The organism is Bacillus sp. FJAT-29814 (genome assembly GCF_001510715.1).
Classification (GTDB): Bacteria; Bacillota; Bacilli; order Bacillales; family Cytobacillaceae; genus Neobacillus.
In genome coordinates this window covers 418,407-442,457 of sequence record NZ_LMTJ01000001.1, presented here as the reverse complement: position 1 = coordinate 442,457, position 24,051 = coordinate 418,407, and the positions used below count along the sequence as shown (strand labels likewise).

Sequence of the window (24,051 nt, the reverse complement as noted above, 5' to 3'; positions counted from 1 at the left end):
AGCCGACTCATAAAAGCAAGTCTAACCTCTATACACACTGTCACATGTATTAGCTTTTGGTTCATAATAACAATGCTGTTTAAATTGGCCAGAATGAGGCTGTCCGTACCATGTTGGAGGACATGGAGCATACGGATTAAAATACCAAAGGGCAAATTTGGATGGATGTTCTCTCCAATGTTCCAAAGTTTTTCTGGCTAACCGTCTTTCAGATTCTCGCGCTCTTTGATAAAATACATTTCCTTTTTGAACAGCTTCAAACGAATAATTTCCTCCTTGGACTTGAAAAATGACCTGGGGAATGGTTCTTACTTGTTTAAAGTCTAAACAATCTGCAATGACACGATTCACAATGACATTGCCAACCATCAACATCCCCAATTTCCCTTCACCTTCTGCTTCTGCCCGCATCATCCTAGCCATTAAATCAACGTCCGAACTTCGGTAATTTGTTCTTGGCATAATTACACCCCCAACATACAGTATGAAAAAAAGCCTATAATGTTGTAGACTTTTTTCAGTTTCCTGATATGGAGAACTGCAAGAAATAAGGGTTTAGCATTTTTAGATAAATTTATCCATTTGGACAACAAAAAAATCATACCGTCCGGTCATCTCCCTGCCATTATACAGGTTTGTCCGTAAGGTATGATTTTTTTGTTACATTGCAGGTAGTGGTGGATCGACAGCTAAAACCGTTTTGCCATTAATGACAATCCAAATGTAGGAATGGTCAATTTCTTTACCAGTAACCTTTGTAATTTTCTCATGGATTTTTTCTTGACGTTCAAACATAGCCTGAGCCGTACTTTCATCTAATGGGAAATGTTCCATATTCCCATTGGTCTCAATCTGGATATATGTATCATATTCAGGTAGATATGCAGCACTGCCTACCCCAGCCCATAAAGTCATAGAAACTAATAAAATAGCAAAAATCGACAACATTTTTCTCATATTTTCACCTCCTTTCTACCTATTTTCGATGATTTCAAGGAAAATTTCAACAACTTTTGGATTATACATAGTTCCCGAATTCCGCTTAATTTCTTCTATTGCTATTTCATCTGTTAGTCTCTTACGATAAACCCGATCCGTTGTCATGGCATCATATGAGTCTACTACAGATATAATAGCTGCTCTTATGTCTATCTCCTCTCCCTTTAGCCCCTTAGGATACCCTTTTCCATCCCATCTCTCGTGATGCTGCTCAACTATTTTTCCAGTTTCAATCAGATAAGGATTTTCTGTCTCTTGTAAGATTTCTCTTCCAAATGTCGTATGCTGTTTTAAAATGTCCCATTCAGAATCGGTTAATTTTCCAGGTTTATTTAGAACCTCAATCGGAACCCTTATTTTCCCTATATCATGAAAGTAGGAAGCTGTATTTAATATATACATATCAGCACTAGATAGGTTCATTTCCAATCCTACTTTCGTTGCCAATCCCAGTATTCTTTCACAATGGTCAGCTGTGTAGCCGTCTTTCTTTTCTACATCAATTGCCATATGCAATAATCTTTTTATAACATCACTATAACGATAAAAAACCGGCTGAGACGTAACATAAATAAATTCTGTATCTTCATCTGCAATAAAAAATAATATCTCTTTAACAGGCGAGTAACTTAAATAATCTCCTGTTTGTAAGATGATGTCACCCTCATCCTTCCTGCAAGTCATTTTTCCTTTCGTTATATAAACAAATTCCAAGGCATCCCAGCCGTCTTCCGGACCTAACCCCCAGCTCTGCCCTTTAATTAATTGATGTTTTAATATTTCAGTTCCATCCTTTTGGCCCAATAAGGTAACTGTTAACCCTCGTAATTTCACAGTTTCAAATGGACTAATTTCTCGGTGTATGTTCATGTCTATTACCTCTTTAAAATTTGGCTAATTGAAAACTATTTTAAAATCTCTAAACTCTCAAGTTAAATTGTCTGCTTTCGCCATAAATTTGGAAGTTATTTTTCCCCTGCTCTTTTACATGATACATCGCCTGGTCCGCATGTTTGAGTAACAATTTTGCATCCATACCATGCTCTGAATAAAAAGAGATGCCTATACTTGGCGTAATATAGAATGGCTGCTCTCCCAGGATAATAGGTGCGTTAAATTCATCAAGAATCCGCTGAGCCGAAGCGATGGCCTCACTCCTGGTTATGTCGGGGAACAAAATAGTAAATTCATCCCCGGCGTGTCTAGCAACCGTATCCTCTTTTCGAACACAGCCGGTTAGCCGTTCTGCCACCTCTTTTAATAGCGTATCACCCTTTTGATGGCCATACGTATCGTTGATCTGCTTAAACCCGTCCAAATCGAGGAACATAACAGTGATAATGCCTTTCATTAAATGCGCTTTTTTGATTGCGTGTTCCAGACGTTTTTCAAATAGTCTTCTATTTGGCAGCTGGGTTAAATAATCGAAGTATGCCATTTGCGCCAACAGCTTCTCTGCCTTTTTCCGTTCGGTCATATCACGAGCAATGGATAAAATCATCTTTTCCTGTTCAATACACAGTACCGACGCACTATATTCAAAGGCAATTTCTCGTCCACCTTTTGAAATATACGAGCCTTCAAAGGTTATGTGCCCGGAATCCAGTAGTTTATCCATTAGCTCAGGTATTTTCTCCCAACGTGCTTCCGGAGTGATCCTAAGAGGAGACAGCTTTAAAAATTCGTCCTTCGTGTACCCTAATAGTTTGCAAGCATTTTGGTTCACATCAATAAAATGGCCCGGAAGCCTCTGTTCTGTTAGGGAAAAAAGAAAGATCGCATCGTTTGCATGTTCAAATAACGTACGTGATTTTACTTCGCTTTCCTGCAAAGCCTGCTCCATTCTTTTTTGTTCAGTCACATCACGATAGGTAACATGAATGGCTTTCTTACCCATAAAGGAAATGGGTACGGCCGTTAGGACAGATTCTAAAATTTGACCTAGTCTATTTCGGATTTTTAAATCAAAATCATAAACGGGGTGATCTTCGTTTAGTACTTCATTCGTGATGGTATTGGCATAATCTAAATCTGTAGGATCAATAAATTCCTGTATATAACTCCCAACTATCTCATCTACCGGTCCTCCAAGAAGGGTAGCAGCTGATTCGTTAGCAAATAAGATGGTTTCACCATTATGTACCATAATGGGATTCGGCGAAAAGGTGACAAGACTCCGGAACTTTTCTTCGCTTTCTTGCACCTTCTGTTCCAGTTGTTTGACTCTGGTCAAATCTTGAATTTGAGCCATAAAATATAAAGATTTATTTCCTTCCCGCACGATGAATATGGAAAATAACACCCAAATCAGCGATCCGTTTTTGTGAATCAATCTTTTTTCTAGCTGATAAAACTCTTTTTTTCCTTCTACCAAGTCTTGTATGTGATTGAACTCTTTTACTAAATCTCCTCGGTATGTAATTCCTTGAATGCTTGTAGAGAGGAGCTCTGCTTCCGTATACCCTGATATCTTTGTAAATGCTTCGTTTACCTCCATCCACATACCATCTAGGGAAACGAAAGCCATTCCATTAGGAGCATACGAAAAAGCCTGGTGAAATAAAGCTGTATAATTTAACATAAATAAATCTCCAAATCGCTCACCATGGTTTCACACCCCGGATTTCCTATAAAAATATTATTTTAAATAGGGAGAAACAACCAAACCAACTCCCTTTAAACTGAATAAAGTACTAAATAATTTTACTATATTTTTATAATAATTCATAAATTTTTTAATGAATTGGATAAAAAACACGAAAACCCACGGGGAGTTTCTGATGGCTTATTTTGGAATTGGGTCCCAACCTCCAATGAAACCGATAAAAAGCATTCCTCAATGGAGAAATGCTTTTTATCGATAGCGAATTAAGTTGCTTATTTTAAAAACGTAGTTTTCTTGATTAGGTTTCTCTTAATGAAATAAATTGAAAAGGGTGCTCTCATAAGTACCTTACTCTTTTTTGTCTTTAAGATCGGATACCACATCCGCACTTTCAATCAACTCTTCCCCATTTTGGACAGGAAATTCAGGGAATTGGTTTGTTTTCGTCTCCCAAATACTGTACTTAATATCCTTTGGGGAATTTGCATGTTTATTTTTCATTCATTCCACCTCCACTACCTATCATTTCATTAAAATCAGGGGATATTCATTGACGAACAGCCTCTTCTTTTATAGGGTGTTAGTTTTTTCTTGTACAATTCGTTGATCAATATTTTCAGGCTTAAACTTTTGCCGGTGCCCGGAGGACCACTTAGTAGGATGGTATTTTGGACGCTGCCTTTGTCTCTTTCCAAAAATGCCCTTTTAAAACAAACAAGCAGGTCATCTATATAGGTTTGCTGTCCCAAAACATGTTGATGCAAAGTGTCCTTGATTTCATTAAACAGGTGATCAAGTTCCTCATTGGAGCGGTTCAGAGTAAGATTCTTAATCCCCAATGTTGCGTCCCGGGCTGCTTCCCGCACTGCGCCGCCCGATTGGGGAATGTTTGCATGATTTGAAACGGGAATACTCGTGCCTCTCGGTATACTGCCTGCCCCAACCATATGCTGCTGACCTAAAGCAGTTCTCCGTTTCTTCCCCCTAAACCCTTCCTTTTGTACAAAATCAATCAATTGAATTTCCGGAAGCACAATTCGCAACCATTTCTGAAAACTCATATGTATCTTCACCCCAACTTATGTATAGATTCCATCAGCTTTGTTTTATTTTCCCCATTAAGATAAAGAATACCAGGATGTAATGATCTTTATTGTATTCAAGTATTCTGTTCGTTCTTGGAACAAAAAAAGGCTGCATTTGCAACCTTTTTTAAACTCTAGCCCCTTTCGTTTCTCTTAAGGAAATAACTTCAATGTCTGTACAATAAAAATGTAAAGTATCTTCCTCGTAGTCGATCACTTCATATTTCTTATTTTCCCAACCTCTATCGCTAATATCAAAAATCTCGATTGACATTTGATGATATAGTCCAGAACTTTCAAATTTGATACTGTTAGGATTGTGGAAGCGAAAACAAGCAATATATTGTTTTTCTTTATCCTTAATCGTAAAATCAATGTCGAGGACACAATGGTCTTCAAGAGATTTAGCTTGAAAGTTCAAAACGAATCCAACTATGGACTCTATATTTTGTAAGGAAAAATCTTTTAGTTTTTCCGTGATAAGACCTACATTTTTTATCAATTTGAATCACTCCGCCTATTAACTTCTTTAGTATAAGGTTAATTATTTACTCTTCTTAATTCAGCCTTTTGAATCGAATCACCAGTCAGTTCAAAGAATAGTTCCTGGTTATTGGCTAATTGAAGGGGCATTTTTTTGTTGATTCGTATTCTTTTGCTGTTATCATCTTTGTGTATGACTGTAATAATACGAACTTCCATGTCAGCTTCACCATCTAATTCAAAATCATCTTTTAGGAATTCAAACCTTAGTTCTTCTCCTTTTGCGATTTTCGAGCCATCGGCGTTTATCATACCTGGTGAATGATTCAATATTGCTGTTTCTAGCCCATAAAAATCAAAGTTAGCATTGTTTTTTATAGTGATAATCATATTGTTTTCATTCGGTTCAACAGGAGTACCAGGATGATTTGTACAGGCAGATAAAATAATGAGAAAAATAGTCATTGGAAGTAAAAATAATTTATTCAAACCAACATCCCCTTTTATTCGTCACTTCGGTATTCTAATATATCACCTGGCTGACAATCTAAAGCCTTACAAATCGCCTCTAAAGTAGAAAATCGAATCGCCTTTGCCTTTCCATTTTTCAAGATAGAAAGGTTCGCCATCGTGATTCCGACCCGCTCGGAAAGTTCTGTGACGCTCATTTTCCTTTTCGCCAGCATCACATCTATATTGATTATTATCGCCATCGTTCTCACCTCAGACCGTTAAATCATTTTCTGATTTAATATCAATCGCCTCTTTTAAAAGCCTTTGAAGAACAGCAGCAAAGACGGCAATCACTATGGAAGCAAACGGAACAACGCATCCGACAAAGATGACACCCGGGGCGTCGTCTGCCTCTGCAAAAAGATAAAAGAGTGGCAAGACTAGGACATGCAACGCACTAATTGAGATGGCACAGTGTTTAATCTTCCTTAACGCTACTACAGAAATTTCCGAGAAAGCTTCATTTTTGTCAATATAGCGCAAAAGTTTGAAAGCCTGATACAAAGCGAAGTAATAAGGGATCGCCGATGCCCAAAATATGATGGAAACAAGATAGTTGATAAAAGAGAACTTCGGAAGCAATTTTGCTGCAAGCTCCGCTAACTCAGGCACGAAAAAGATGCACAAAGCAAGAACCGGGATTCCCATAAGAATAACCGTTAACTTTAAAAAGAGTGTTGAACCTCTTTCCATGAAAAGCACCCCACTTATATATTGTCAAATTGATTTTAAAACATTATTTATCGTTTATCAATAAAAAATTATTGAATTTTATATTTTATTTATTGTTTTTAAATATCCTGTATGAAATGAAATCCATCCAAATCCATTAGTCATTAGTGAAATTTTAGATTGAAATTATTTTGGCTCTTTTCCTTTAAATCGGTTATAATATAAATAGATAATTCATAAATTAAAAAAAGACCGAACATGCAGTAACATGTTCGGTCCAGCAATAGACGGTCCCTCTAAGGGGGTCGGCTAAATAAGGGGAATAATCCACCTGAGCCGCTAACTCAAGGGTGGATTATTTTTTTCGGTTAAATGACAGAATGGTTACGATTAAACCAGCAAATCCAATCGCAAACATTAATGATTCAAAAACTGTCATGCGGCATCACCCCCTTTCGGTTTGGGAGTGGCGCCTACCACCCTTGAGAATTCCTATTCTATTGCAATTAAAGTATAACATATCCAACAATGAGAACAAACGTTTCTGGGGAAATTATATTCATCGTAGTTTACCGGCGTTTATCCCCATTTTACCGGCACTTTTTTCAATTTACCGGCACTCCCTTGAATTGTTACTGTACAAAATGTTTCCCGCCATTGAAAACCGGATCGCTGGTATTAGGCAGGTACCATAGTGTCTTGAGTTCTATGCCCTTCTCAGCAAACATGGCCGTCAATTCTTCCATGAAGATGCCGCGTGTAGGGTCACAGGAGGGACTGCTTTGGATACCGAGTATTCCTGCAAGATCATAACCGTTTTTCAAGTAGTCCTCCGCTTGCCACAGAACAGTCTTCAGAATCTCACGGCAATGCTTTCGGTATTCCGGCGTGTTATATTGCTCATACGTCATCGGCGGCCGGTCCAGTCCCAGAAACGTAAATTCTGGACATGGGAGCTGGAGAAATCCGTAGCCCTGTTTCATTGCCCATTCAACCGCTGAAAAAATCGCTCCCTCCGCTCGTGCCTCCTCTGGAATGACCGTATTCTGGTTTAAGATACAATGAGAGACAATGAGAATCTTCTTGCTACGCTGCATGTCGGTTTTCCTTCTTTACGAGTTTTGAAAAAATCGGCAGCCGGGTGATGATGAACATCACGAGCAGGCAGGTGACGATTTTATCAATAAAGTTCCCAGTAATTCGGGAAATAAACGTGGAGGCAAACACGCTTTCACCGGCAGCCCGGGCCCAAAGCACCACCAAATCCATCCCACTACCATTCAATCCACCAAATACAGCAACGGCAATCGGCGTCCCGATTAAAGGGGCAACGACCGATAAAATAAGTCCCGTAATCAAGGCAATATACCATTTGGTAAAGTCGAACTTCTTTGCCATATATCCCACGACCAATGCGATTACCACATTCACGAGGCCAAAGAAAATGGCGGTGGGTCCGGTGGTAACGCCGAGCACGACATTGGTTAACGCCCCCGCCAACGCTCCCCACCATGGACCGAATAAAACCGCCACTAACACTGTTCCAATCGTATCGAGGAATAATAGCGGAATTTTTAAAGCCGAAACAACAGTCCCTAAGATGACGTTAAGGGCAATTCCCATCGCGGAATAGGTTAAAATCATGGTTTTACTTGTTTTCATGTGTTCACTCTCCCTTTGGGTCATTATTTATAAAAAGTAAATTCATAAACTCTTTAATGATTGGACGATGTTCGTCTTCTTTCAGGATGGTAAAATAAATGCTGCGCGGTATGGGGTCGATGTTCTCCACCATTTGCACGCGATTTGCCTTTACTGCAGGCAGTGCAGCTAATTTAGAGACAAAGCTGATTCCAAGACCCGCTTCGACTGCGGCAATCACCCCCTCTGTACTTCCAATCGACAGCCCCATTTTTAAATCGGTTATTTCTTGACCATACCCTGCGATAAATTCTTCCATTCTCCTTCTTGTGCCCGAACCGCTTTCTCGTACAACAAATTCATACTGATGCAGTTGGCTGAAATCTGGCTCTTCCTTTTCGAGGAGCGGATGATGATTTGGTGTGATCAATACAAGCGAATCATATGTAAGTAGAAGGGAGCTTAATTTGGCAGATGCAGGCTTCACCCCCACAATGGCAGCATCCACTTGTTGGTCAAGAAGCCGCTTTACTGTGTCTTCGGAATCATGGATCTCGATTGAAACCTCTACCTTAGGAAAATGGTCGCGAAATTCCCGCACTAAGCTGGGAACCAAGTAAGTACCCGGAATCGTGCTGGCTCCTATTTTCAAGCTACCGGTTAAGGTGTCTTGAAACCCATGCAGATCATCTGCTAATCTCCGCCACCTTTGTGTCATCTCCTTCGCTGCCTGGTAGACCAGAGTGCCTGCCGGAGTCGGTTGAATGCCAGACGTCCCCCGGTCGAGCAGTGTCAGTCCAAGGTCCTCTTCTAAACTCTTAATCTTTAGACTAACGGCTGGCTGGGAACTGTTAAGAGCTGCTGCGGCTTCGGAAAAGCTGCCCTTTTCAACAACTAATCTAAATGCATCGAGCTTATTTAAATTCATATGCCTGCTCCTTTCGTATTAGTAATTTTTATTTTAGGTATAAAGAAATTTTATGATGAGGTCAAAAAAATATTAAATTAAGCTGATGGCAATGATGGTGTATCCTAATTTTACCTTACCGGGACTGGAATTTCTAGCCCACACGGTTCCTATTTTTGCATAACAAATCCCAACAATCAAAATATAGAGAATTGATAGAAAATTTTATTGAAATACCATACTATAATAATTTATACTCTTATTATCATCCTGATAAACACCAACTGTGAAAATGAAAACCTACATAAACAAGGGGGAAAATTATGTTTGAAGAGTTAGTTTCTAAGATTAACGGTTGGTTATGGAGCCCGCCACTCATCATCTTTATTGTTGCAGTTGGGCTCTACTTTAGTTTGCGGACCAGATTTTTGCAGATCCGTCATGTAAAAGAAATGGTTCGTCTATTGTTTTCCGGTAAGAGCTCCAATGAAGGGGTATCTTCCTTTCAAGCATTGGCCATGTCATTATCAGGAAGAATTGGAGTCGGAAATATTGCAGGGACGGCAACGGGAATTGCCTATGGCGGACCGGGAGCAGTCTTTTGGATGTGGGTCATCACTTTTATCGGTGCTGCATCCGCTTTTGTGGAGTCCACCCTTGCCCAAATCTATAAAGAAAAACAAGATGGCGAGTATCGAGGCGGTCCTGCTTTCTATATAGAAAAAGGATTAGGTTGGAAATGGTTTGCCGTTATTTTCGCCCTAGCTACACTACTTGCAATGGCTGTACTCATGCCGGGCATCCAGGCGAATTCCATTGCGGAAGGCATAAACAATGCTTTTGGTGTTAAAAGTTCGATTACCGGCGCTATCCTTATTTTACTTATGGGGCTTATCATTTTTGGCGGTGTTAAGCGTATTGCAAGAGTGGCAGAATTTGTCGTGCCTTTTATGGCCGCTGGATATTTACTTGTCGCACTGGCTATCATCGCGGTTAATTTTGACAGAATTCCAGAAGTATTTATACTGATTTTTAAAAGTGCATTCGGCGCTGAAGAAATGTTCGGTGGTATTCTCGGTTCCACCATTATGTGGGGTGTAAAGCGTGGCCTTTATGCAAATGAAGCTGGTCAAGGTACAGGTGCTCACCCAGCAGGAGCCGCAGAAGTTTCACACCCGGCAAAACAAGGTCTAGTCCAAGCATTTTCGATTTACCTTGATGTCTTCTTAATCGTTACAGCGACTGCTTTCATGATTTTGTTTACGAACTCATACAATACAATAAATGAAAAAACGAATGAAGTCTTAGTTGAGAATCTAAAAGGAGTAGAGACAGGACCTGCTTACACACAACATGCTGTTGATACTCTCCTGCCAGGCTTTGGATCAGGATTTGTTGCTATTGCGTTATTCTTCTTTGCCTTCACAACGATTTTTGCATATTACTATATTGCAGAGACTAATCTTGCCTATCTAGTAAAAGGCAAACAAAGAAAATTAGCGATGACGATATTAAAAATAGTTCTCTTAGGCTCCACTTTCTATGGTGCTGTAAAGACCGCAGAAACAGCGTGGGCCATGGGCGATATCGGGCTTGGAGTCATGGTATGGTTGAACTTGCTTGCGATTCTAATCTTATTCAAACCTGCGAATATTGCTTTAAAGGATTATGAAGAACAATTGAAGCAAGGCAAAGACCCAGAATTTAATTCAACAAAATTAGGAATCAAGAATGCTGAATTTTGGGCTAACGGTTATCAATCAAAGGACGAAGCTGAAAAGAAACGTATTGCAAACTAGAATAAATCAGTGGTTGCAGTAAAATAGTTGAAATTTAGGGCACACTTGCGCTTTCGCCGGTGTGCCCTTTTCTTCCGGTTATTTCTTTTTTCTCTCTTGTGCTTGTAATGCTACTCTTTCAAGTCCACTATTCGCAAATTCCACATCTGTTTTTGGCATCGCAGGATTTTTCTTCAACTCGTCATTCTTCCTCTTTGACATGTCTTCACCACCCCAGCAAGCTTGTTACATTCGCAAAATTAGTTTAGCTTGTTTTTTTCAGACTATACATTTGCGATGTTACACATTCAAGAAAAAGCTTCCTTGATTTCCTTATATAATGGCTGTCTTATGCTATAATTTGGAGGGTAAAATAAAGATAGAGGTGACCAGCTTTGGCAATACATGTTGTACTATATCAACCAGAAATTCCCGCTAATACGGCAAATATTGCACGCACCTGTGCCGCAACCGATACAGCCCTTCATTTAATTCGGCCGCTTGGCTTTTCAACGGATGAAAAAATGATCCAACAAGCAGGTTTAGATTTCTGGCATTCTGTAAACCTGACGTATTATGATTCATTGGATGACTTTTTTTTGAAAAATCAAGGTGAGTTCTACTATATCGAAACATTTGGTGAAAAACCACATTCATCCTTTGATTTCAGTGATCCATTAAAGGAACATTATTTTATGTTCGGAAAAGAATCAACGGGCCTACCAAAAGATTTGCTCAATAATTATAAAGATCACTTTATGAGAATCCCAATGAATGATCATGTTCGTTCGCTGAACCTCTCCAACACAGCTGCAATATTGGTGTACGAGGCTATGCGCCAGCAAGGATTTCCCAATTTAAAATAGCATATTCTGAACACTCTTCTGAGCAAAAATTTAGGGCACTCCTCAACGGGGGTGCCCTTTTTGCCGATTCCTATCTCGCATTAACTTAATCTTTTACATAAATATATAATTATTATTGTCCCAGCGACTTTTTCTTATATTATTATGGGTAAATATCTGGTAAAATGTTATTTTAATATATCATTTACAATAGAGGTGAAAGGCTTGGGTCGGTTAACGAATAAGGAAATCCTGTTCATTGGCTTTATGTTGTTTTCCATGTTATTCGGTGCCGGAAATTTGATCTTCCCGGCTTATTTGGGGCATGTTGCCGGCGAAAATGTTTGGCTTGCTGTGGCAGGTTTTATCTTTTCCGATGCTGGCCTTGCATTATTAGGCTTTATCGCGATTGCCAAAGCAGGAACGTTTGAGGCTTTGGTGAATAGAGTTCATCCGGCTTTTGCTTTTCTGTTTCCAATGGTGATTTATATCGCAATTGGACCGGGACTTGCCATCCCGCGGGCAGGAAGTCTGTCCTATGAAATGGGTGCAAAACCCTTTTTGCCAGAATCAATAGCCTCTTCACCGATTGGTCTGTTAGTATATACGGTTGTATTTTTCTGTTTGGTCTTTTGGTTTGTCAAATCACCATCTAAACTAATCGACCGGTTTGGCAGGATTCTGACACCGTCTTTATTACTTTTAATTATCATTATGCTGATCAAGGGCTTATTCACTGATTTACCCGATTTTAAGGAAGCGTCTTTTTCCTATAAAGACCATCCCATCTCGCAGGGATTTTTAGATGGATATCAAACCATGGATGCCCTTTGTCCATTACTCTACGGGATTATGTTTGCTAATATTTTTAAAAGCAAAAACATAACAAAGCAGTCATTACAAGTAAACTATTTGGTCAGATTTGGACTTGTGAGTGGCCTGCTGTTAGCGTTCTGTTATGTGATTATTGCCTACCTTGGTGCATCTGCCTCGTTGCCGGAAAAAGTGGATAATGGAGCGATTGTATTAAGTACGGTATTAGTGCAGTTGTTTGGAGAGGGCGGAACGATTGTTTTAGGAATCATTTTTACCTTGGCTTGTCTGAGTGTTTCCATCGGATTAATCACATCCTGTGCCCAATATTTTTCAAGTGTATTTCCAAAATTATCGTATATCAGATGGGCGATCATCCTTTGTTTGGCGAGCGGTTTTGCTGCCAACATGGGGCTGTCGCAAATTTTAAAAGTGTCTGTCCCGGTGCTTGGTTTCTTGTATCCAATCGCCATTACCTTAATCATCCTTGGACTTGTCCATAATGTGCTTCCTTATCGCGGGCGGCCTGTCTATGTAATGACCATTGCCATGGTTGGATTATTCAGCATATTAGATATCTTCAACTCGACATTTTTCCATGGTTCGTATTCAAAATTATTGGCACTCGTTCCCCTGCAAACTCAGGGCTTCGGCTGGGTGATTCCCGGATTAATTGGATCAGCCATCGGAAGCATTCTCCAAACGGTCCAACGCAAGGAAGTAATGGCTGAAAAGAATGCTGCATAACCTTAAAGCTCGACCGCATTGCCTGTTATATATTATAGAAGAAAATTTTAAAAATAGAGTAGCCATGAGATAGGCTGCTCTATTTTTCATACAGATAGTCACCAAAATCCCCGGTTTTCTAAGCTTAGCTAATAAACTCTTTTCGCCCCGACGTAATATTTAGCCCAATACCCAACATCCAATGGTTGAATGTCAATCCCCTTTGAGTTAGTTGCTGAAACAAATTGGTTGTTTCCTATGTAAAATCCTACATGTGAAACGGTTCCAGGTGTGTTGACGGCAAAAAACACTAAGTCTCCGGGCTGCAGGCGAGCACGGTCGATGCTTGTCCCAGTTTGATACAGGCCTGCTGATGTGTTGCGTGGCATTTTTACACCATGCTGATTAAACATGTAATAGACAAAACCAGAACAATCAAACCCCTTTGGTGTCACTCCTCCCCATAAATACGGAACGCCGAGATAGTTAGTTGTGTCTTGAATCAACTTCTTTTTAACGACTGCATGGTTTATCGCTGTATTCGTAGCTTCATTAAGTTTGCCTGTTATCGGAATACCATATGCCGCTTGAAAGTTCTTTATGGATTCCGTTGTTGGGTCGTCATATCTTCCTGTCATCGCGGGTACGGAATTATACCCGAGTATTTGCAAGTTCTTTTGAACAGCTGCCAACTCCTGATCAGGTGCTGAGGCTGGCGCCGGGTCAGGTGTGGCCGTTGTCACAGGTGTTGGTGCGGAGACCACCGAGGCTGTTGGGATTTTTAATACCTGTCCAACTTTAATGAAATCGCTTGTCAATTGATTTGCTTGTTTCAATAGTTCTACAGAAATGTTCGATCGCTTGGCAATGACTGATAAAGAATCCCCCGGTACAACGGTATACTCCGTTCCCGTTGTTTTGGCAGGTTCGGATGGTACGGTAGGAGTCGCTTCGCCTGTTTGGGTCGTTGGAATAATTAGGGTTTGATCGATATGTAGCATATCGCTTTGTAATTGATTTGCCTTCCTCAAGGTATCGACATCTATTTTATATCTTGCAGATATTCCCCACAAAGTATCTCCCGCAACAACCGTATACTCCATACCTGTTGTTTTGGCGGGCTCGGATGGTATAGCAGTAGTCGCTTCGCCTGTTTGGGTCGTTGGAATGATTAAGGTTTGGCCAATATGAAGCATATCGCTTTGTAGTTGATTTGCCTTCCTCAGGGTATCGACATCTATTTTATATCTTGCAGATATTCCCCACAAAGTATCTCCCGCAACAACCGTATGAGTTGAAGCAGTCAGGTCTTGGGGAGGTGTTTGCACTGCGGACTGGGCCTGTCCATTGTTCGTCCCTCCCCCGATTAGCATTGGAATAATCAATGTTTGCCCAATAATTGTTGCATCACTGTTAAGGTTATTAACCTGCTTAATTCCCGCCACAGTCGTTCCGTATTTTTTGGCAAGCACCGTTAAATAATCCCCTGTACCTACCGTATGAAACGCCTTTGGGATGATCAAAAGCTGATTTACTTTCAAAATATCTGTTGTTAGCAGGTTTGCCCTTTTGATATCATCAACCGTTATCCCGAATTTCTTGGATATTCCCCATAATGTGTCTCCAGATAAAACATGGTAATAGATCGAGTCTGCCTGCGCCGTCTGCGCAGGAGAGCTACCATTTGAACCCTCCGCATGGGCAGTGGATGAATGGGTGGTTAATGGAATTGTTGTAATGGCTACCCCTCCGAGGATCACTTTGATAGCGGTTACCTTTAAATACGGGTACTTATCCTTTATTATCTGCTTTGCCAAAGCGGTAATATCCTTTTTTTCGCTCGGAACGGTCCCTAATTCAGTCGCAAACTCCGAAAATTGGCCATCAAGGTGGAGAATGAATTCAAACTCATCCCGATTGGGAGCGATTTTTTTTATCTCATAGCGTTGAATATTTTCCATGTATAGCCTTCTCCTTCGCCTCTTAAAAAGTTTTTGTATATTCTTCTCGAAAAAAATCCGATTACAACCTTAAAGAGTTTTTTACCGCATATTACCAATCGAATTCATAGGTCTAAAGGCTCAATAGTGCCATTATATTTCGTCTTCTGAATGAATAAATTTTTTCAAGAAATAATAGCAAAGGAATTTACAAATTTGAGGTGGTTTTGTGGACATAAGACAATATGAATTAATCCCAGATCGTAGCGGATTTACATTGGTGGTTCACCTTGATCCACATTTGGAGGAGTTTGCTAGTGAGCTGAGACCCTCCTCTTTCAGCAAAGCAACTATTCAGGTACAAATCCATGAATTAATTAGGAACAAATTCCCATATATACATATTACAGCTGCCAAGGTGATGGTTGGATCAGTTTTAATGACAACTATTTATTTCGGTCCAAGCGTTATAAAAGCTGGCGCGAAAATGACAACTGCCGGCCAATTACAGCAATCAGGACAATACGATATTTATAAAGTGCAGGCCGGTGATAGTTTATTCGGTATTGCAAAAAAGTTTAATGTGACAGTGTCGGATATAAAAACCGTAAACAAGTTGACGTCGGACACTATTTATGTAGGACAGTCATTAAATCTGCCCTATTCTACGTATACAGTCGTGGCTGGTGACACGCTGTACCAGATTGCCAGGAAGTTTTCCACGACTGTGGATAGCATTCGCTCCTACAATCAGCTATCGAGCGATGTCCTTTCCATTGGGCAAAAAATAAAAATTCCTTGGACCGGAGAGACAGCAACAGTTGTGATTCAACCTGTGGTTACACCGACGCCGGCTCCAGCTCCGACTGTGGAAACTGCCACTACTACTTATAAAGTAGCTCCGGGTGATACCTTATATGGAATAGCCCCAAAATTTGCCACTACGGTGGATGCCATAAAAAATCTTAACAACTTAACTTCTAATAATCTTTTTGTCGGACAAATCTTACTTGTGCCGCAAACTCAACCTATTCAGATTCCGGAGCCAGTACAGCCGGCCCCTTCTCCGGAAACCGTCACAAGCTACACCGTTGTATCAGGCGATTCCTTGTACTTAATCGCAAAACGGTTTAACACAACCGTAGATCAAATAAAGGCTGTCAATCATTTAATGGGCGATGCGATTTATGTTGGACAAAAACTGTCAATCCCGACCGGCAGCTCTGTGGCAGCTGATACTATCGCTCCGGCGGCTCCATTATTAAACCCAATTAGCACCATTACGGCTACCAATCAAGCAAGTGTATCCATTTCCGGTTCAACAGAAGCAAACGCAACCGTCACTATAACGGTATCTGACGGAATGAATGCACCAAAAATAATTCAAACAATAGCAGATGCCAGCGGAAGATTCCAAACAAATGTGGATATTTCCAAATCACCGGACGGAACTATTACATTCACAGCAGTGGCAGCGGACCTTACAGGAAACAAAAGTCCTGAAAGCCGATTAATCGTAACGAAAGATACGGTTGTCAATGAACCTGTTCTCGATCATAGCGTGAAGGTGACCATCGAGAATGTGAAAAATTATACCCTTTTCGGATTGGCTGATCCTGGATCTGTTGTGGAAATCTCTGTTTCAGACGGTGTCCATCCAGCCTTATCCACGAAAGCAACTGCTAATGAAATTGGAGAATTCCGTACGAATGCCGATTTAATCTCTTTAAATGATGGGCTATTGACCATCATTTCGCGTGCCACAGATCCAGCGGGAAACATTAGCACCATCAGGCAAACTACGATTACCAAAGAAACCAGCCTGAATCCGCCGCTGATTGAAAATACAAAGATGATAAACAGTCAATCGGCTAAAAACTATGTCATATTCGGGACGGCCCGTCCGGGATCGAGAGTGGATATAGCGATCAATGATGGAACATCGGGCAAAAGTATCACAGCATCGGCCGTGGCCAATTCCAATGGAGAATTCTTTGCGACTATGGATGTAAGTGCCCTAATCGATGTTCCACTAACAGTCTCGGCCATTCAAACAAGCCCATCAGGCATCAAGAGTCCCGCCGCAAGCATCAAGATTATCAAAGATACAGGCGCTCCCCTAGTACCCGTTTTAAATAATAACAATTTTATCAATCAGGAAAATCAGAGTTCATTTTTATTAAACGGGTCTGGCGAGCCCGATGCACAGATCATCATCAAAGCATCTGATGCTGTAGGCAAAGCGATAGAAACAACCGGACAAGTGGATAAAACTGGTAGATACAGTATTCCCACAGATCTAACCAGCTTAAATGATGGGGATGTCCTTTTTGAAATCAAACAAATCGACCAAGCCGGAAATGTTAGTCCCGTTACTGTGAAAACCTTGAATAAAGATACAGCAGGTCCATCAGATGTTCAGTTTGATCCGTTGCCGACGATTTTTAGCGGAAACGCAATCGCTTATAAACTAAGCGGCACGGCTGAACCGCTAATTGCACTGGAGATAACAATAACTGATGACACCACCCGGTTAGTCAAAACCATCAGCACTAATTCAAGAGGAAGCTTTAACATTCCGGTCGATATGAGCAGCCTGAAGGATGGGAATATAACCGTATCCGTTCTTGCTGTCGATGCTGCGGGAAACAAGAGACAGCTTGAGCCGCTAACCATTTCAAAAGACACAACGGCACCTGAAGTACCAAACACCACCATGGCTCCCTATGTAAATAGCTTAAATCAAAAACAATACAGTGTTAGCGGAACCTCGGTGGAAGAAGGTGGACAAGTCAGGATTACTGTCAGTGATGGGACAACAAATATTACCAAATCGGCACTGATTGCGAACGGGGGTTTTAATGTAAACCTTGATTTGGCAGGATTAAAAGACGGACGATTGACAGTTGAAATCATGCAAACCGACAAAGCAGGAAATACCAGCATAGTTCGGGCACATACTATTGAAAAAGACACATTGGTTGAAGACCCGGTTGTGTCCAAAAACGGCTTTGGATATGAAAACCAGCGACCGATCTTTACCATACTTGGAACTGCCGAACCCTATTCTGTCGTTCAGGCAGACATACTAAATGGTGATGGAAAAGATTTGGACAGCACGACGACCACAGCGGATGCAAAGGGTTTTTATACGATCAAATTATATCTTGATAGAGCCGATATGACCGGTGCAAAAACAGCCTCCGTTATTCAAACGGACTCAGCCGGTAATATCAGTAATAAAGCTACTATTAATCTTTACACTCATACGACGGCTGCAGGTGAAACCCTGTACACTATTGCCAAACGGTACAATACGACTGTAGAAGCATTAATGGCGCTGAATCAGCTTGCCAATAATACCATTGTGCCCAATCAGCTTTTGCGCTTGCCTGTAACAGCATCTGAAGTGGTCAACCTGGGTTATATATATTTTGGCAATACGCAAGATTACGTGTCAATGGTGAATCAAACTGCCAGCTCCGTCAACACCGTGTCGCCAAGTTACTTTGACATCAATCCCAACGGTACATTGAAGCTGACGTATAACTTGGATCCGGCCTTTATTGCAGCGATGCATGTACAAGGGATACGTGTGGTCCCATTTTTAAGCAACCATTGGGATCGTGGTCTCGGACGTGCATTGCTTGCCAATAAAGAATTAGCCGCACAGCAAATTGCGGATGCGGTGGCCCGCTATAATTTGGACGGCGTCAATGTGGATATTGAAAATGTAACGGAAGTGGATCGGGCCAACTATACCGATTTTGTTCGGTTATTGCGGGAAAAGATTCCCGCGTGGAAGGAAGTGTCTGTTGCGGTTGCGGCCAATCCTAATGGTTGGACTACAGGCTGGCACGGCTCGTATGATTATAATAGCTTAGCAAAGTATGCCGATTATTTAATGATCATGAGCTATGACGAGAGTTTTCCTGGAGGAGAAGCAGGCTCTGTTGCAAGTCAACCTTGGGTCGAAAGGTCCGTCCAATATGCTCTTAGCCAAAAGGTGGCAGCTGATAAAATTGTTCTAGGGATTGCCCATTATGGACGCTATTGGATTCAGGGCCAAACTTATGGAGGGTTTGGAATATCAAACTCGCAGGTGGAGCAATTAATTAAGCAATATAATGGAAGTGTTATTTTTGATGAAGTAAGCAAAACGCCAAAAGCGGTCATAACCATTAAAGAAGGAGACCCAAAACCTGTTATAAGCGGAACAACTCTGGGAGCCGGAACCTATACGATCTGGTACGAAAATGAGGAATCCCTTCGGCAGAAGCTTTTGTTGGTGGGTAAATATAATCTGCGCGGAGTCGGGAACTGGAGTATCGGCCAAGAAAACAAAGAGGTTTGGAACAGCTATGCCACTACCCTGCCAACTACAGTGGCTGTCGCACAGGTTCCTCAAACAGAAGAAGCAGAACGGGCAACAACTGCTCCTAGCTACCCTACGTATACGGTTGTTTCTGGTGATACTTTATACACACTTGCTTCCCGCTACGATACGACCGTTAGTAAAATAAAAGAAATCAACAATTTGACTTCAGATAATCTTTATATTGGTCAGACTTTAAAAATGCCTGTTGCAACCGCAACTAGTACGGCACCGGCCGTCTCCACTACCACCATCACCTATACCGTGACTACGGGAGATTCGTTATCGTTGATTGCCAATAGGTATAGCACAACCGTAGCTGCCATAAAAGAAGAAAACCATTTAAGCAGTGATACCATCTATGTAGGTCAGACCTTAAGAATCACGACAGCCACCAATACCCCGACAAGTTTAACTTTCATCACGTATAAAGTGGTATCTGGTGATTCTTTATCCGCCATTGCAAAGCGGTATAACACGACTCTTACGGCCATAAAAGAACTCAACGGATTGACAACAGATATGATTTATGTGGGACAAGCTTTAAAAATCTCTGCTCCCACTGCATAAATGCCGCAAAAGACCTGGCTCAGGAATTGAGCCAGGTTTATTATTGGTGTAATTTAACAGAGAGATTAATAAATTTTCAAATCATTTGAGTGATATAATTTTCTATAGAATCTGGTTTCCCTTTGTTAAACTTGCCATATAAAATAAGTTAGAAATCGGAAGGGTTAAATTTGCAAACCGATTATCATCCGTGTCACCATTTTTCCACCGAAAATACAGTTGCTGCAATATAACAGCAAGTTTATAAAAACCAAATGTGACATAAAAGTTAATATTTGAGATGTCACGACCGCTTACTTGAGCATAGTGTTCTGCCATTTCACGTCTTGTAAAAAAACCAGGTTGGTTTGTCACTACCGATATGCCGATGTCGGGATCACCTTCTTCCCCCCAATACGCGAGAACTGCACCGATATCTGTCATTGGATCGCCTATGGTTGCCATTTCCCAGTCGAGGACACCTTTTACCACTCCAGGCTCATATGGATCTAGGACAAGATTATTTAACTTAAAATCGTTATGAACAATCGTAGTCTCTAACGTTACTGGGATGTTTTGTATTAACCATGCTTCCAACTTTTCTATCCCACTAACATCATTCGTTTTTGCCAATGTGTAACGTTTGATCCAGCTATGAACCTGCCTCTCCAAATACCCTTCAGGTCTTCCAATATCCATTAATTTCGCATTTTTGTACTCTACCTGTTGAAGTTCCACTAAGCTTTTAATTATAGATTTTGAAATGGCCGGACCTACCTGCTCGGTAGGTCCATATGCTTCAGGTATAACATTGTTTATCACAACCCCTTGTTTTTTTTCCATTAAATAAAAATCTCTCCCCATAATCATTGGTTCGTTACTATATAAATATGGTTTCGGCGCAAGGGAATAGACTTCATGCAGTTTTAATAGAATTGAATATTCGCGTTTTATATCATGAGCTTTTGCGGGGATTTCACCAAATGGAGGTCTCCTTAACACTGTTTCCCATGTTCCAAAAGATAGTAGATACGTATGATTGGAATACCCTTCTGAAAATTTCGTAATCCTCACCTCATCATCCGGGACATTCGGAATGGTTTCACGAATTAATACTTCTAAACGTTCCCAATTTATATGCTCATGATCAATGAATGGGTTAACAATTTCCATGGATGAATCTCCTCTCATACTTGCCTTTATGGATCATATTATTAAAGATTAGTAATTAAGATATATGTTGTTTTTACTGGCCCATGAACACCGACGACAAGATTTAGCTCAATATCTGCTGAATTGCTTGGTCCGGTGATAAAATTTATACATGGAGAAACATGTCCTTCTTGGTGGTAAATTGTCCTCATTTTTTGGGCTGCTTGGGTCATCCTTGGTACAAGTGTGCTCTTTGGTACAATAGCAATTAATGCCTGAGGCAGGAAGCTAACGGTCCTCCCCTTATTTTTATCACTGAATAAAACGACTGTACCTGATTCAGCCAATGTGATTTCACTAATCACAATCCCTACATTTGCTTTTTCTGTGATCGCGATGTTTTCTATCCCTTTGGCATAATCCCATTCAAAAAATTCTATACCTTGGTTAGGCCATTCTTGATGAAAAGTAGAAGCAAGCCCCCATTTTAAAAAACGGTCATCCTTCCATGTAACAATTGGTCCCCCGTCGTAACCTGCAACAACCTCCTTAAGTGTTGCAGGAAAGTTTTGACTATCCGTTTCAAGTAAGCTCGTATGGGTTTTCTGGCATTGTTCCTTGAAAACTTCTACTAGCTCATCCTGTGAAGCATGTTTTAACACTTCATTCTGAGGTCGAAATCTCCATTCTGGCCGTTTTAAAGGGGCAGAAATCCGTTCCCGCTCCAACCGGCGGGCAATATGATTTAAGAACTTATCACGGTTTTGAATAGTCCCTGTCATATTATTTCTCCCCCTTCTCACGGTTTTTAAACCAATCTCTGAATCTCTCTTTATTTGGCGCTGGGAACTCGCGATTTTCTGTCCATTCCTTTAATGGCCCAGGCCCTTTAGAGATTTTGTCCGCAACAGTGAATGGTCTCATTACGGTTGGGGCGATTTTAGTACCAATATTATATAAAGTTGGTGAAGCAGCAGCTAAGCCAAACGCTTTCATCACCAGTTTTTCTGAAAGTGGTACTTTCCCTTCTTTTTCAACGATGTTTTCACGATGTTTATGAATAAGGTTATGCAATGGAATTTTCACCGGGCATACCTCTGTGCAGGCACCGCAAAGGGTTGAAGCATATGGCAGTTCTTTAAATTCATCATACCCACCAAGCAATGGGGATAGTACAGCCCCAATTGGCCCCGAATAGATCGAACCATATGAATGGCCCCCGATGTGACGGTAGACCGGGCAGACATTTACACAAGCCGCACAGCGAATACATTGCAGGATGGACTGGAACTCACCACCGAGAATATTTGACCTTTCATTATCTAAGATGACAAGATGGAACTCTTCTGGACCGTCTACGTCCAATTCTTCCCTTGGTCCTGTAAGTACGGTAATATAACTTGTTAATCTCTGTCCTACAGCGCTTCTTGTTAATAGTGATACCAATACTTCCATTTCTTCAAACGTCGGAACAATTCTTTCCATTCCCATCACTGTTATTTGAGTTTTGGGCAATGCCGTAACTAAATCGGCATTCCCTTCATTTGTCACTAGAGTAATCGAACCAGTTTCAGCAACTGCAAAATTACAGCCAGTTATTCCTATATCTGCTGTTAAGTATTCCTTGCGTAGCATTTCACGGGCATGTCCCGCCAACTCCTCCGGCTTGGACGTTTTTGTATATCCAAGCTTTTTGTTAAAAACATCCCGGATTTCCTCTTTATTTTTATGCAAAGCAGGGGCAACGATATGTGAGGGGGGATCATGGTCATCAACCTGTAGAATGTATTCCCCTAGATCGGTTTCAATTACTTCACAGCCTTCATGTTCTAAGGCAGCATTTAGGCTAATTTCCTCTGTGACCATTGATTTGGACTTCACTATTTTTTTGGCATTTTTCTGTTTTACAATGTCACAGATATACCTGGTTGCTTCATCCTTTGTTTGGGCAAAAAAAACATGCCCACCCCTCTTGGCAATATTCTCACTTAGTTGCTCCAAATAATAATCCAAGTGTTCAAGAACATGCTGACGAATTTCCTCTCCATGCGAGCGCCAATCCTCCCAATTTTCAAGCTCTTCGGTAGCAGTACGCCTTTTTATATCCATGCCATCCTGAGCACCGGCTACCGCACCACGCATAAAGTTATTGTGAATTCCTTTATCAACACGTTCGATAAATGGGTCAATTCCAATTTTTATTGCCATATTTTTTCTCCATTTCCCATTTATTTCAAGCATCCATTATTGACTATTTAAAACCTCAGCAATGTGCAGGACCTTGATGGGATTACCTTTTCTATCAATCCTGCCGCCTATGTTCATTAGGCACCCACTATCAGCTCCTATAAGATAATCCGCCCCTGTTTCCTCTATATGACATACTTTCTCCTCTACCATTTGTTCTGAAATTTTTGACATTTTGACAGAGAAAGTCCCCCCAAAACCGCAGCATTGTTCCTTTCCGGATAACTCTGTAAATGTAAGTCCCTTAACGTTTTTTAATAAAGTCATCCAAGCCGTTCTTACCCCCAATAATCTTGTCATGTGGCAGGAGGTATGAAAGGTAACATTTCCTTCAAATCTGGCACCGACATCCTCCACTTTCAGAACATCAACAATAAATTGAGTAAGTTCATAGGTCTTGTCAGCCAGTTTTTTCGCTTTCGTTTCCCATACCGGGTCGCCTTTAAAAATATGGGGATATTCCTTAAACATAAACGCACATGATCCTGATGGAGATACAACGTATTCTGCATCTTGAAATGTCTCGATCATCCTTTTCATTGCCTCTTTTGATTCATTTACATAACCGCTATTATAGGCTGGTTGGCCGCAGCATATTTGCCCTTCAGGAAATGCCACATCGCAGCCAAGTCGCTCTAGCAGTTCAACCGTAGCTTTTCCGACATTGCTCTGGAACATATCGACAAGGCAGGTTGCAAACAAGCTTACTTTCATTTCTTAC

Annotated in this window: 24 protein-coding genes; 4 read left to right on the top strand and 20 right to left on the bottom strand. The window is 40.9% G+C overall.

Annotated elements, in window-relative coordinates:
* Positions 1-21 precede the first annotated feature (21 nt).
* The 14 genes from AR334_RS02105 to AR334_RS02050 all read right to left on the bottom strand — a co-directional run bounded on the left by AR334_RS02105 (position 22) and on the right by AR334_RS02050 (position 8,926).
* A complete protein-coding gene (locus tag AR334_RS02105; protein ID WP_066304364.1) occupies positions 22-462 on the bottom strand; it encodes a cell wall hydrolase in 441 nt (146 codons plus the stop codon).
* Positions 463-660: 198 nt separating this feature from the next.
* Positions 661-957: a hypothetical protein gene (locus AR334_RS02100; RefSeq protein WP_066304362.1), complete on the bottom strand. Its 297-nt coding sequence runs from the start codon at positions 955-957 to the stop codon at positions 661-663.
* Positions 958-972: 15 nt separating this feature from the next.
* Complete coding sequence (locus AR334_RS02095; protein WP_066304361.1) at positions 973-1,869, bottom strand: HD-GYP domain-containing protein; 897 nt, start codon at positions 1,867-1,869, stop codon at positions 973-975.
* Positions 1,870-1,918: 49 nt separating this feature from the next.
* On the bottom strand, positions 1,919-3,580 hold the full coding sequence (locus tag AR334_RS02090) for a bifunctional diguanylate cyclase/phosphodiesterase (protein WP_066304360.1): 1,662 nt from the start codon (positions 3,578-3,580) through the stop codon (positions 1,919-1,921).
* A 372-nt stretch (positions 3,581-3,952) separates the two neighbouring features.
* Positions 3,953-4,105: a hypothetical protein gene (locus tag AR334_RS29310; RefSeq protein ID WP_156431151.1), complete on the bottom strand. Its 153-nt coding sequence runs from the start codon at positions 4,103-4,105 to the stop codon at positions 3,953-3,955.
* A gap of 35 nt (positions 4,106-4,140) precedes the next feature.
* Positions 4,141-4,665 (bottom strand): hypothetical protein, encoded by a 525-nt coding sequence (locus AR334_RS02085; RefSeq protein WP_066304358.1) that lies wholly within the window; start codon positions 4,663-4,665, stop codon positions 4,141-4,143.
* 151 nt (positions 4,666-4,816) lie between these two features.
* Positions 4,817-5,191: a hypothetical protein gene (locus AR334_RS02080; protein WP_066304356.1), complete on the bottom strand. Its 375-nt coding sequence runs from the start codon at positions 5,189-5,191 to the stop codon at positions 4,817-4,819.
* Between the two features lie 38 nt (positions 5,192-5,229).
* Positions 5,230-5,661, bottom strand: coding sequence for a hypothetical protein (locus AR334_RS02075; protein WP_066304355.1), 432 nt, complete (start codon positions 5,659-5,661; stop codon positions 5,230-5,232).
* Between the two features lie 14 nt (positions 5,662-5,675).
* Positions 5,676-5,885: a helix-turn-helix transcriptional regulator gene (locus tag AR334_RS02070; RefSeq protein ID WP_066304352.1), complete on the bottom strand. Its 210-nt coding sequence runs from the start codon at positions 5,883-5,885 to the stop codon at positions 5,676-5,678.
* 10 nt (positions 5,886-5,895) lie between these two features.
* Complete coding sequence (locus tag AR334_RS02065) at positions 5,896-6,378, bottom strand: DUF2975 domain-containing protein (RefSeq protein WP_066304350.1); 483 nt, start codon at positions 6,376-6,378, stop codon at positions 5,896-5,898.
* Positions 6,379-6,712: 334 nt separating this feature from the next.
* Entirely contained in the window at positions 6,713-6,796 is an 84-nt protein-coding gene (locus AR334_RS30730; protein ID WP_367576352.1) for a putative holin-like toxin, read from the bottom strand.
* A gap of 193 nt (positions 6,797-6,989) precedes the next feature.
* Positions 6,990-7,454 carry a CD3072 family TudS-related putative desulfidase gene (locus tag AR334_RS02060; protein WP_066304349.1) on the bottom strand — a complete coding sequence of 155 codons (465 nt, stop codon included), beginning with the start codon at positions 7,452-7,454 and terminating at the stop codon, positions 6,990-6,992.
* On the bottom strand, positions 7,444-8,019 hold the full coding sequence (locus AR334_RS02055; RefSeq protein ID WP_066304345.1) for a CD3073 family putative ECF transporter S component: 576 nt from the start codon (positions 8,017-8,019) through the stop codon (positions 7,444-7,446). The genes AR334_RS02060 and AR334_RS02055 overlap by 11 nt, the downstream gene beginning before the upstream one ends.
* A 4-nt stretch (positions 8,020-8,023) precedes the next feature.
* Entirely contained in the window at positions 8,024-8,926 is a 903-nt protein-coding gene (locus AR334_RS02050; protein ID WP_066304342.1) for a selenium metabolism-associated LysR family transcriptional regulator, read from the bottom strand.
* 302 nt (positions 8,927-9,228) lie between these two features.
* On the opposite strand from AR334_RS02050, the gene AR334_RS02045 reads away from it, so the two are divergent.
* Positions 9,229-10,704: a sodium:alanine symporter family protein gene (locus tag AR334_RS02045; RefSeq protein ID WP_066304341.1), complete on the top strand. Its 1,476-nt coding sequence runs from the start codon at positions 9,229-9,231 to the stop codon at positions 10,702-10,704.
* Positions 10,705-10,782: 78 nt separating this feature from the next.
* On the opposite strand, the gene AR334_RS30550 is transcribed toward AR334_RS02045, so the two are convergent.
* A complete protein-coding gene (locus AR334_RS30550; RefSeq protein ID WP_285858458.1) occupies positions 10,783-10,905 on the bottom strand; it encodes a hypothetical protein in 123 nt (40 codons plus the stop codon).
* Positions 10,906-11,078: 173 nt separating this feature from the next.
* Here AR334_RS30550 and trmL point away from each other — a divergent pair, with 173 nt between their 5' ends.
* Complete coding sequence (gene trmL / locus AR334_RS02040) at positions 11,079-11,549, top strand: tRNA (uridine(34)/cytosine(34)/5-carboxymethylaminomethyluridine(34)-2'-O)-methyltransferase TrmL (RefSeq protein ID WP_066304340.1); 471 nt, start codon at positions 11,079-11,081, stop codon at positions 11,547-11,549.
* Positions 11,550-11,753: 204 nt separating this feature from the next.
* Positions 11,754-13,088 (top strand): branched-chain amino acid transport system II carrier protein, encoded by a 1,335-nt coding sequence (brnQ, locus tag AR334_RS02035; protein WP_156431172.1) that lies wholly within the window; start codon positions 11,754-11,756, stop codon positions 13,086-13,088.
* A gap of 128 nt (positions 13,089-13,216) precedes the next feature.
* On the opposite strand, the gene AR334_RS02030 is transcribed toward brnQ, so the two are convergent.
* Positions 13,217-15,028: a LysM peptidoglycan-binding domain-containing protein gene (locus AR334_RS02030; protein ID WP_066304339.1), complete on the bottom strand. Its 1,812-nt coding sequence runs from the start codon at positions 15,026-15,028 to the stop codon at positions 13,217-13,219.
* A 208-nt stretch (positions 15,029-15,236) separates the two neighbouring features.
* Here AR334_RS02030 and AR334_RS28645 point away from each other — a divergent pair, with 208 nt between their 5' ends.
* On the top strand, positions 15,237-19,952 hold the full coding sequence (locus AR334_RS28645) for a LysM peptidoglycan-binding domain-containing protein (protein ID WP_082692744.1): 4,716 nt from the start codon (positions 15,237-15,239) through the stop codon (positions 19,950-19,952).
* Between the two features lie 102 nt (positions 19,953-20,054).
* Here AR334_RS28645 and AR334_RS02020 read toward each other — a convergent pair whose 3' ends face one another.
* Genes AR334_RS02020 through AR334_RS02005 form a run of 4 tightly spaced genes read right to left on the bottom strand, consistent with a single transcriptional unit; the run spans position 20,055 to position 24,044 of the window.
* Positions 20,055-21,104 carry a phosphotransferase family protein gene (locus tag AR334_RS02020; RefSeq protein WP_066304338.1) on the bottom strand — a complete coding sequence of 350 codons (1,050 nt, stop codon included), beginning with the start codon at positions 21,102-21,104 and terminating at the stop codon, positions 20,055-20,057.
* Between the two features lie 41 nt (positions 21,105-21,145).
* Positions 21,146-21,865, bottom strand: coding sequence for a lactate utilization protein C (locus AR334_RS02015; RefSeq protein ID WP_066304333.1), 720 nt, complete (start codon positions 21,863-21,865; stop codon positions 21,146-21,148).
* Between the two features lies 1 nt (position 21,866).
* Positions 21,867-23,291: a LutB/LldF family L-lactate oxidation iron-sulfur protein gene (locus AR334_RS02010; RefSeq protein ID WP_066304324.1), complete on the bottom strand. Its 1,425-nt coding sequence runs from the start codon at positions 23,289-23,291 to the stop codon at positions 21,867-21,869.
* A gap of 36 nt (positions 23,292-23,327) precedes the next feature.
* Positions 23,328-24,044, bottom strand: coding sequence for a (Fe-S)-binding protein (locus tag AR334_RS02005; RefSeq protein WP_066304318.1), 717 nt, complete (start codon positions 24,042-24,044; stop codon positions 23,328-23,330).
* Positions 24,045-24,051: the final 7 nt, after the last annotated feature.

Bases quoted from the DNA above. Each gene is read 5' to 3' on its own strand.
- AR334_RS02060 (WP_066304349.1), bottom strand. From the start codon at position 7,454: ATGCAGCGTAGCAAGAAGATTCTCATTGTCTCTCATTGTATCTTAAAC.
- AR334_RS02090 (WP_066304360.1), bottom strand. From the start codon at position 3,580: ATGTTAAATTATACAGCTTTATTTCACCAGGCTTTTTCGTATGCTCCT.
- AR334_RS02100 (WP_066304362.1), bottom strand. From the start codon at position 957: ATGAGAAAAATGTTGTCGATTTTTGCTATTTTATTAGTTTCTATGACT.
- AR334_RS02015 (WP_066304333.1), bottom strand. From the start codon at position 21,865: ATGACAGGGACTATTCAAAACCGTGATAAGTTCTTAAATCATATTGCC.
- AR334_RS02055 (WP_066304345.1), bottom strand. From the start codon at position 8,019: ATGAAAACAAGTAAAACCATGATTTTAACCTATTCCGCGATGGGAATT.
- AR334_RS02050 (WP_066304342.1), bottom strand. From the start codon at position 8,926: ATGAATTTAAATAAGCTCGATGCATTTAGATTAGTTGTTGAAAAGGGC.
- AR334_RS02065 (WP_066304350.1), bottom strand. From the start codon at position 6,378: ATGGAAAGAGGTTCAACACTCTTTTTAAAGTTAACGGTTATTCTTATG.
- AR334_RS02030 (WP_066304339.1), bottom strand. From the start codon at position 15,028: ATGGAAAATATTCAACGCTATGAGATAAAAAAAATCGCTCCCAATCGG.
- AR334_RS02010 (WP_066304324.1), bottom strand. From the start codon at position 23,291: ATGGCAATAAAAATTGGAATTGACCCATTTATCGAACGTGTTGATAAA.
- AR334_RS30730 (WP_367576352.1), bottom strand. From the start codon at position 6,796: ATGACAGTTTTTGAATCATTAATGTTTGCGATTGGATTTGCTGGTTTA.
- AR334_RS02105 (WP_066304364.1), bottom strand. From the start codon at position 462: ATGCCAAGAACAAATTACCGAAGTTCGGACGTTGATTTAATGGCTAGG.
- AR334_RS02005 (WP_066304318.1), bottom strand. From the start codon at position 24,044: ATGAAAGTAAGCTTGTTTGCAACCTGCCTTGTCGATATGTTCCAGAGC.
- AR334_RS02095 (WP_066304361.1), bottom strand. From the start codon at position 1,869: ATGAACATACACCGAGAAATTAGTCCATTTGAAACTGTGAAATTACGA.
- AR334_RS29310 (WP_156431151.1), bottom strand. From the start codon at position 4,105: ATGAAAAATAAACATGCAAATTCCCCAAAGGATATTAAGTACAGTATT.
- AR334_RS02070 (WP_066304352.1), bottom strand. From the start codon at position 5,885: ATGGCGATAATAATCAATATAGATGTGATGCTGGCGAAAAGGAAAATG.
- AR334_RS02020 (WP_066304338.1), bottom strand. From the start codon at position 21,104: ATGGAAATTGTTAACCCATTCATTGATCATGAGCATATAAATTGGGAA.
- AR334_RS02045 (WP_066304341.1), top strand. From the start codon at position 9,229: ATGTTTGAAGAGTTAGTTTCTAAGATTAACGGTTGGTTATGGAGCCCG.
- AR334_RS02085 (WP_066304358.1), bottom strand. From the start codon at position 4,665: ATGAGTTTTCAGAAATGGTTGCGAATTGTGCTTCCGGAAATTCAATTG.
- AR334_RS30550 (WP_285858458.1), bottom strand. From the start codon at position 10,905: ATGTCAAAGAGGAAGAATGACGAGTTGAAGAAAAATCCTGCGATGCCA.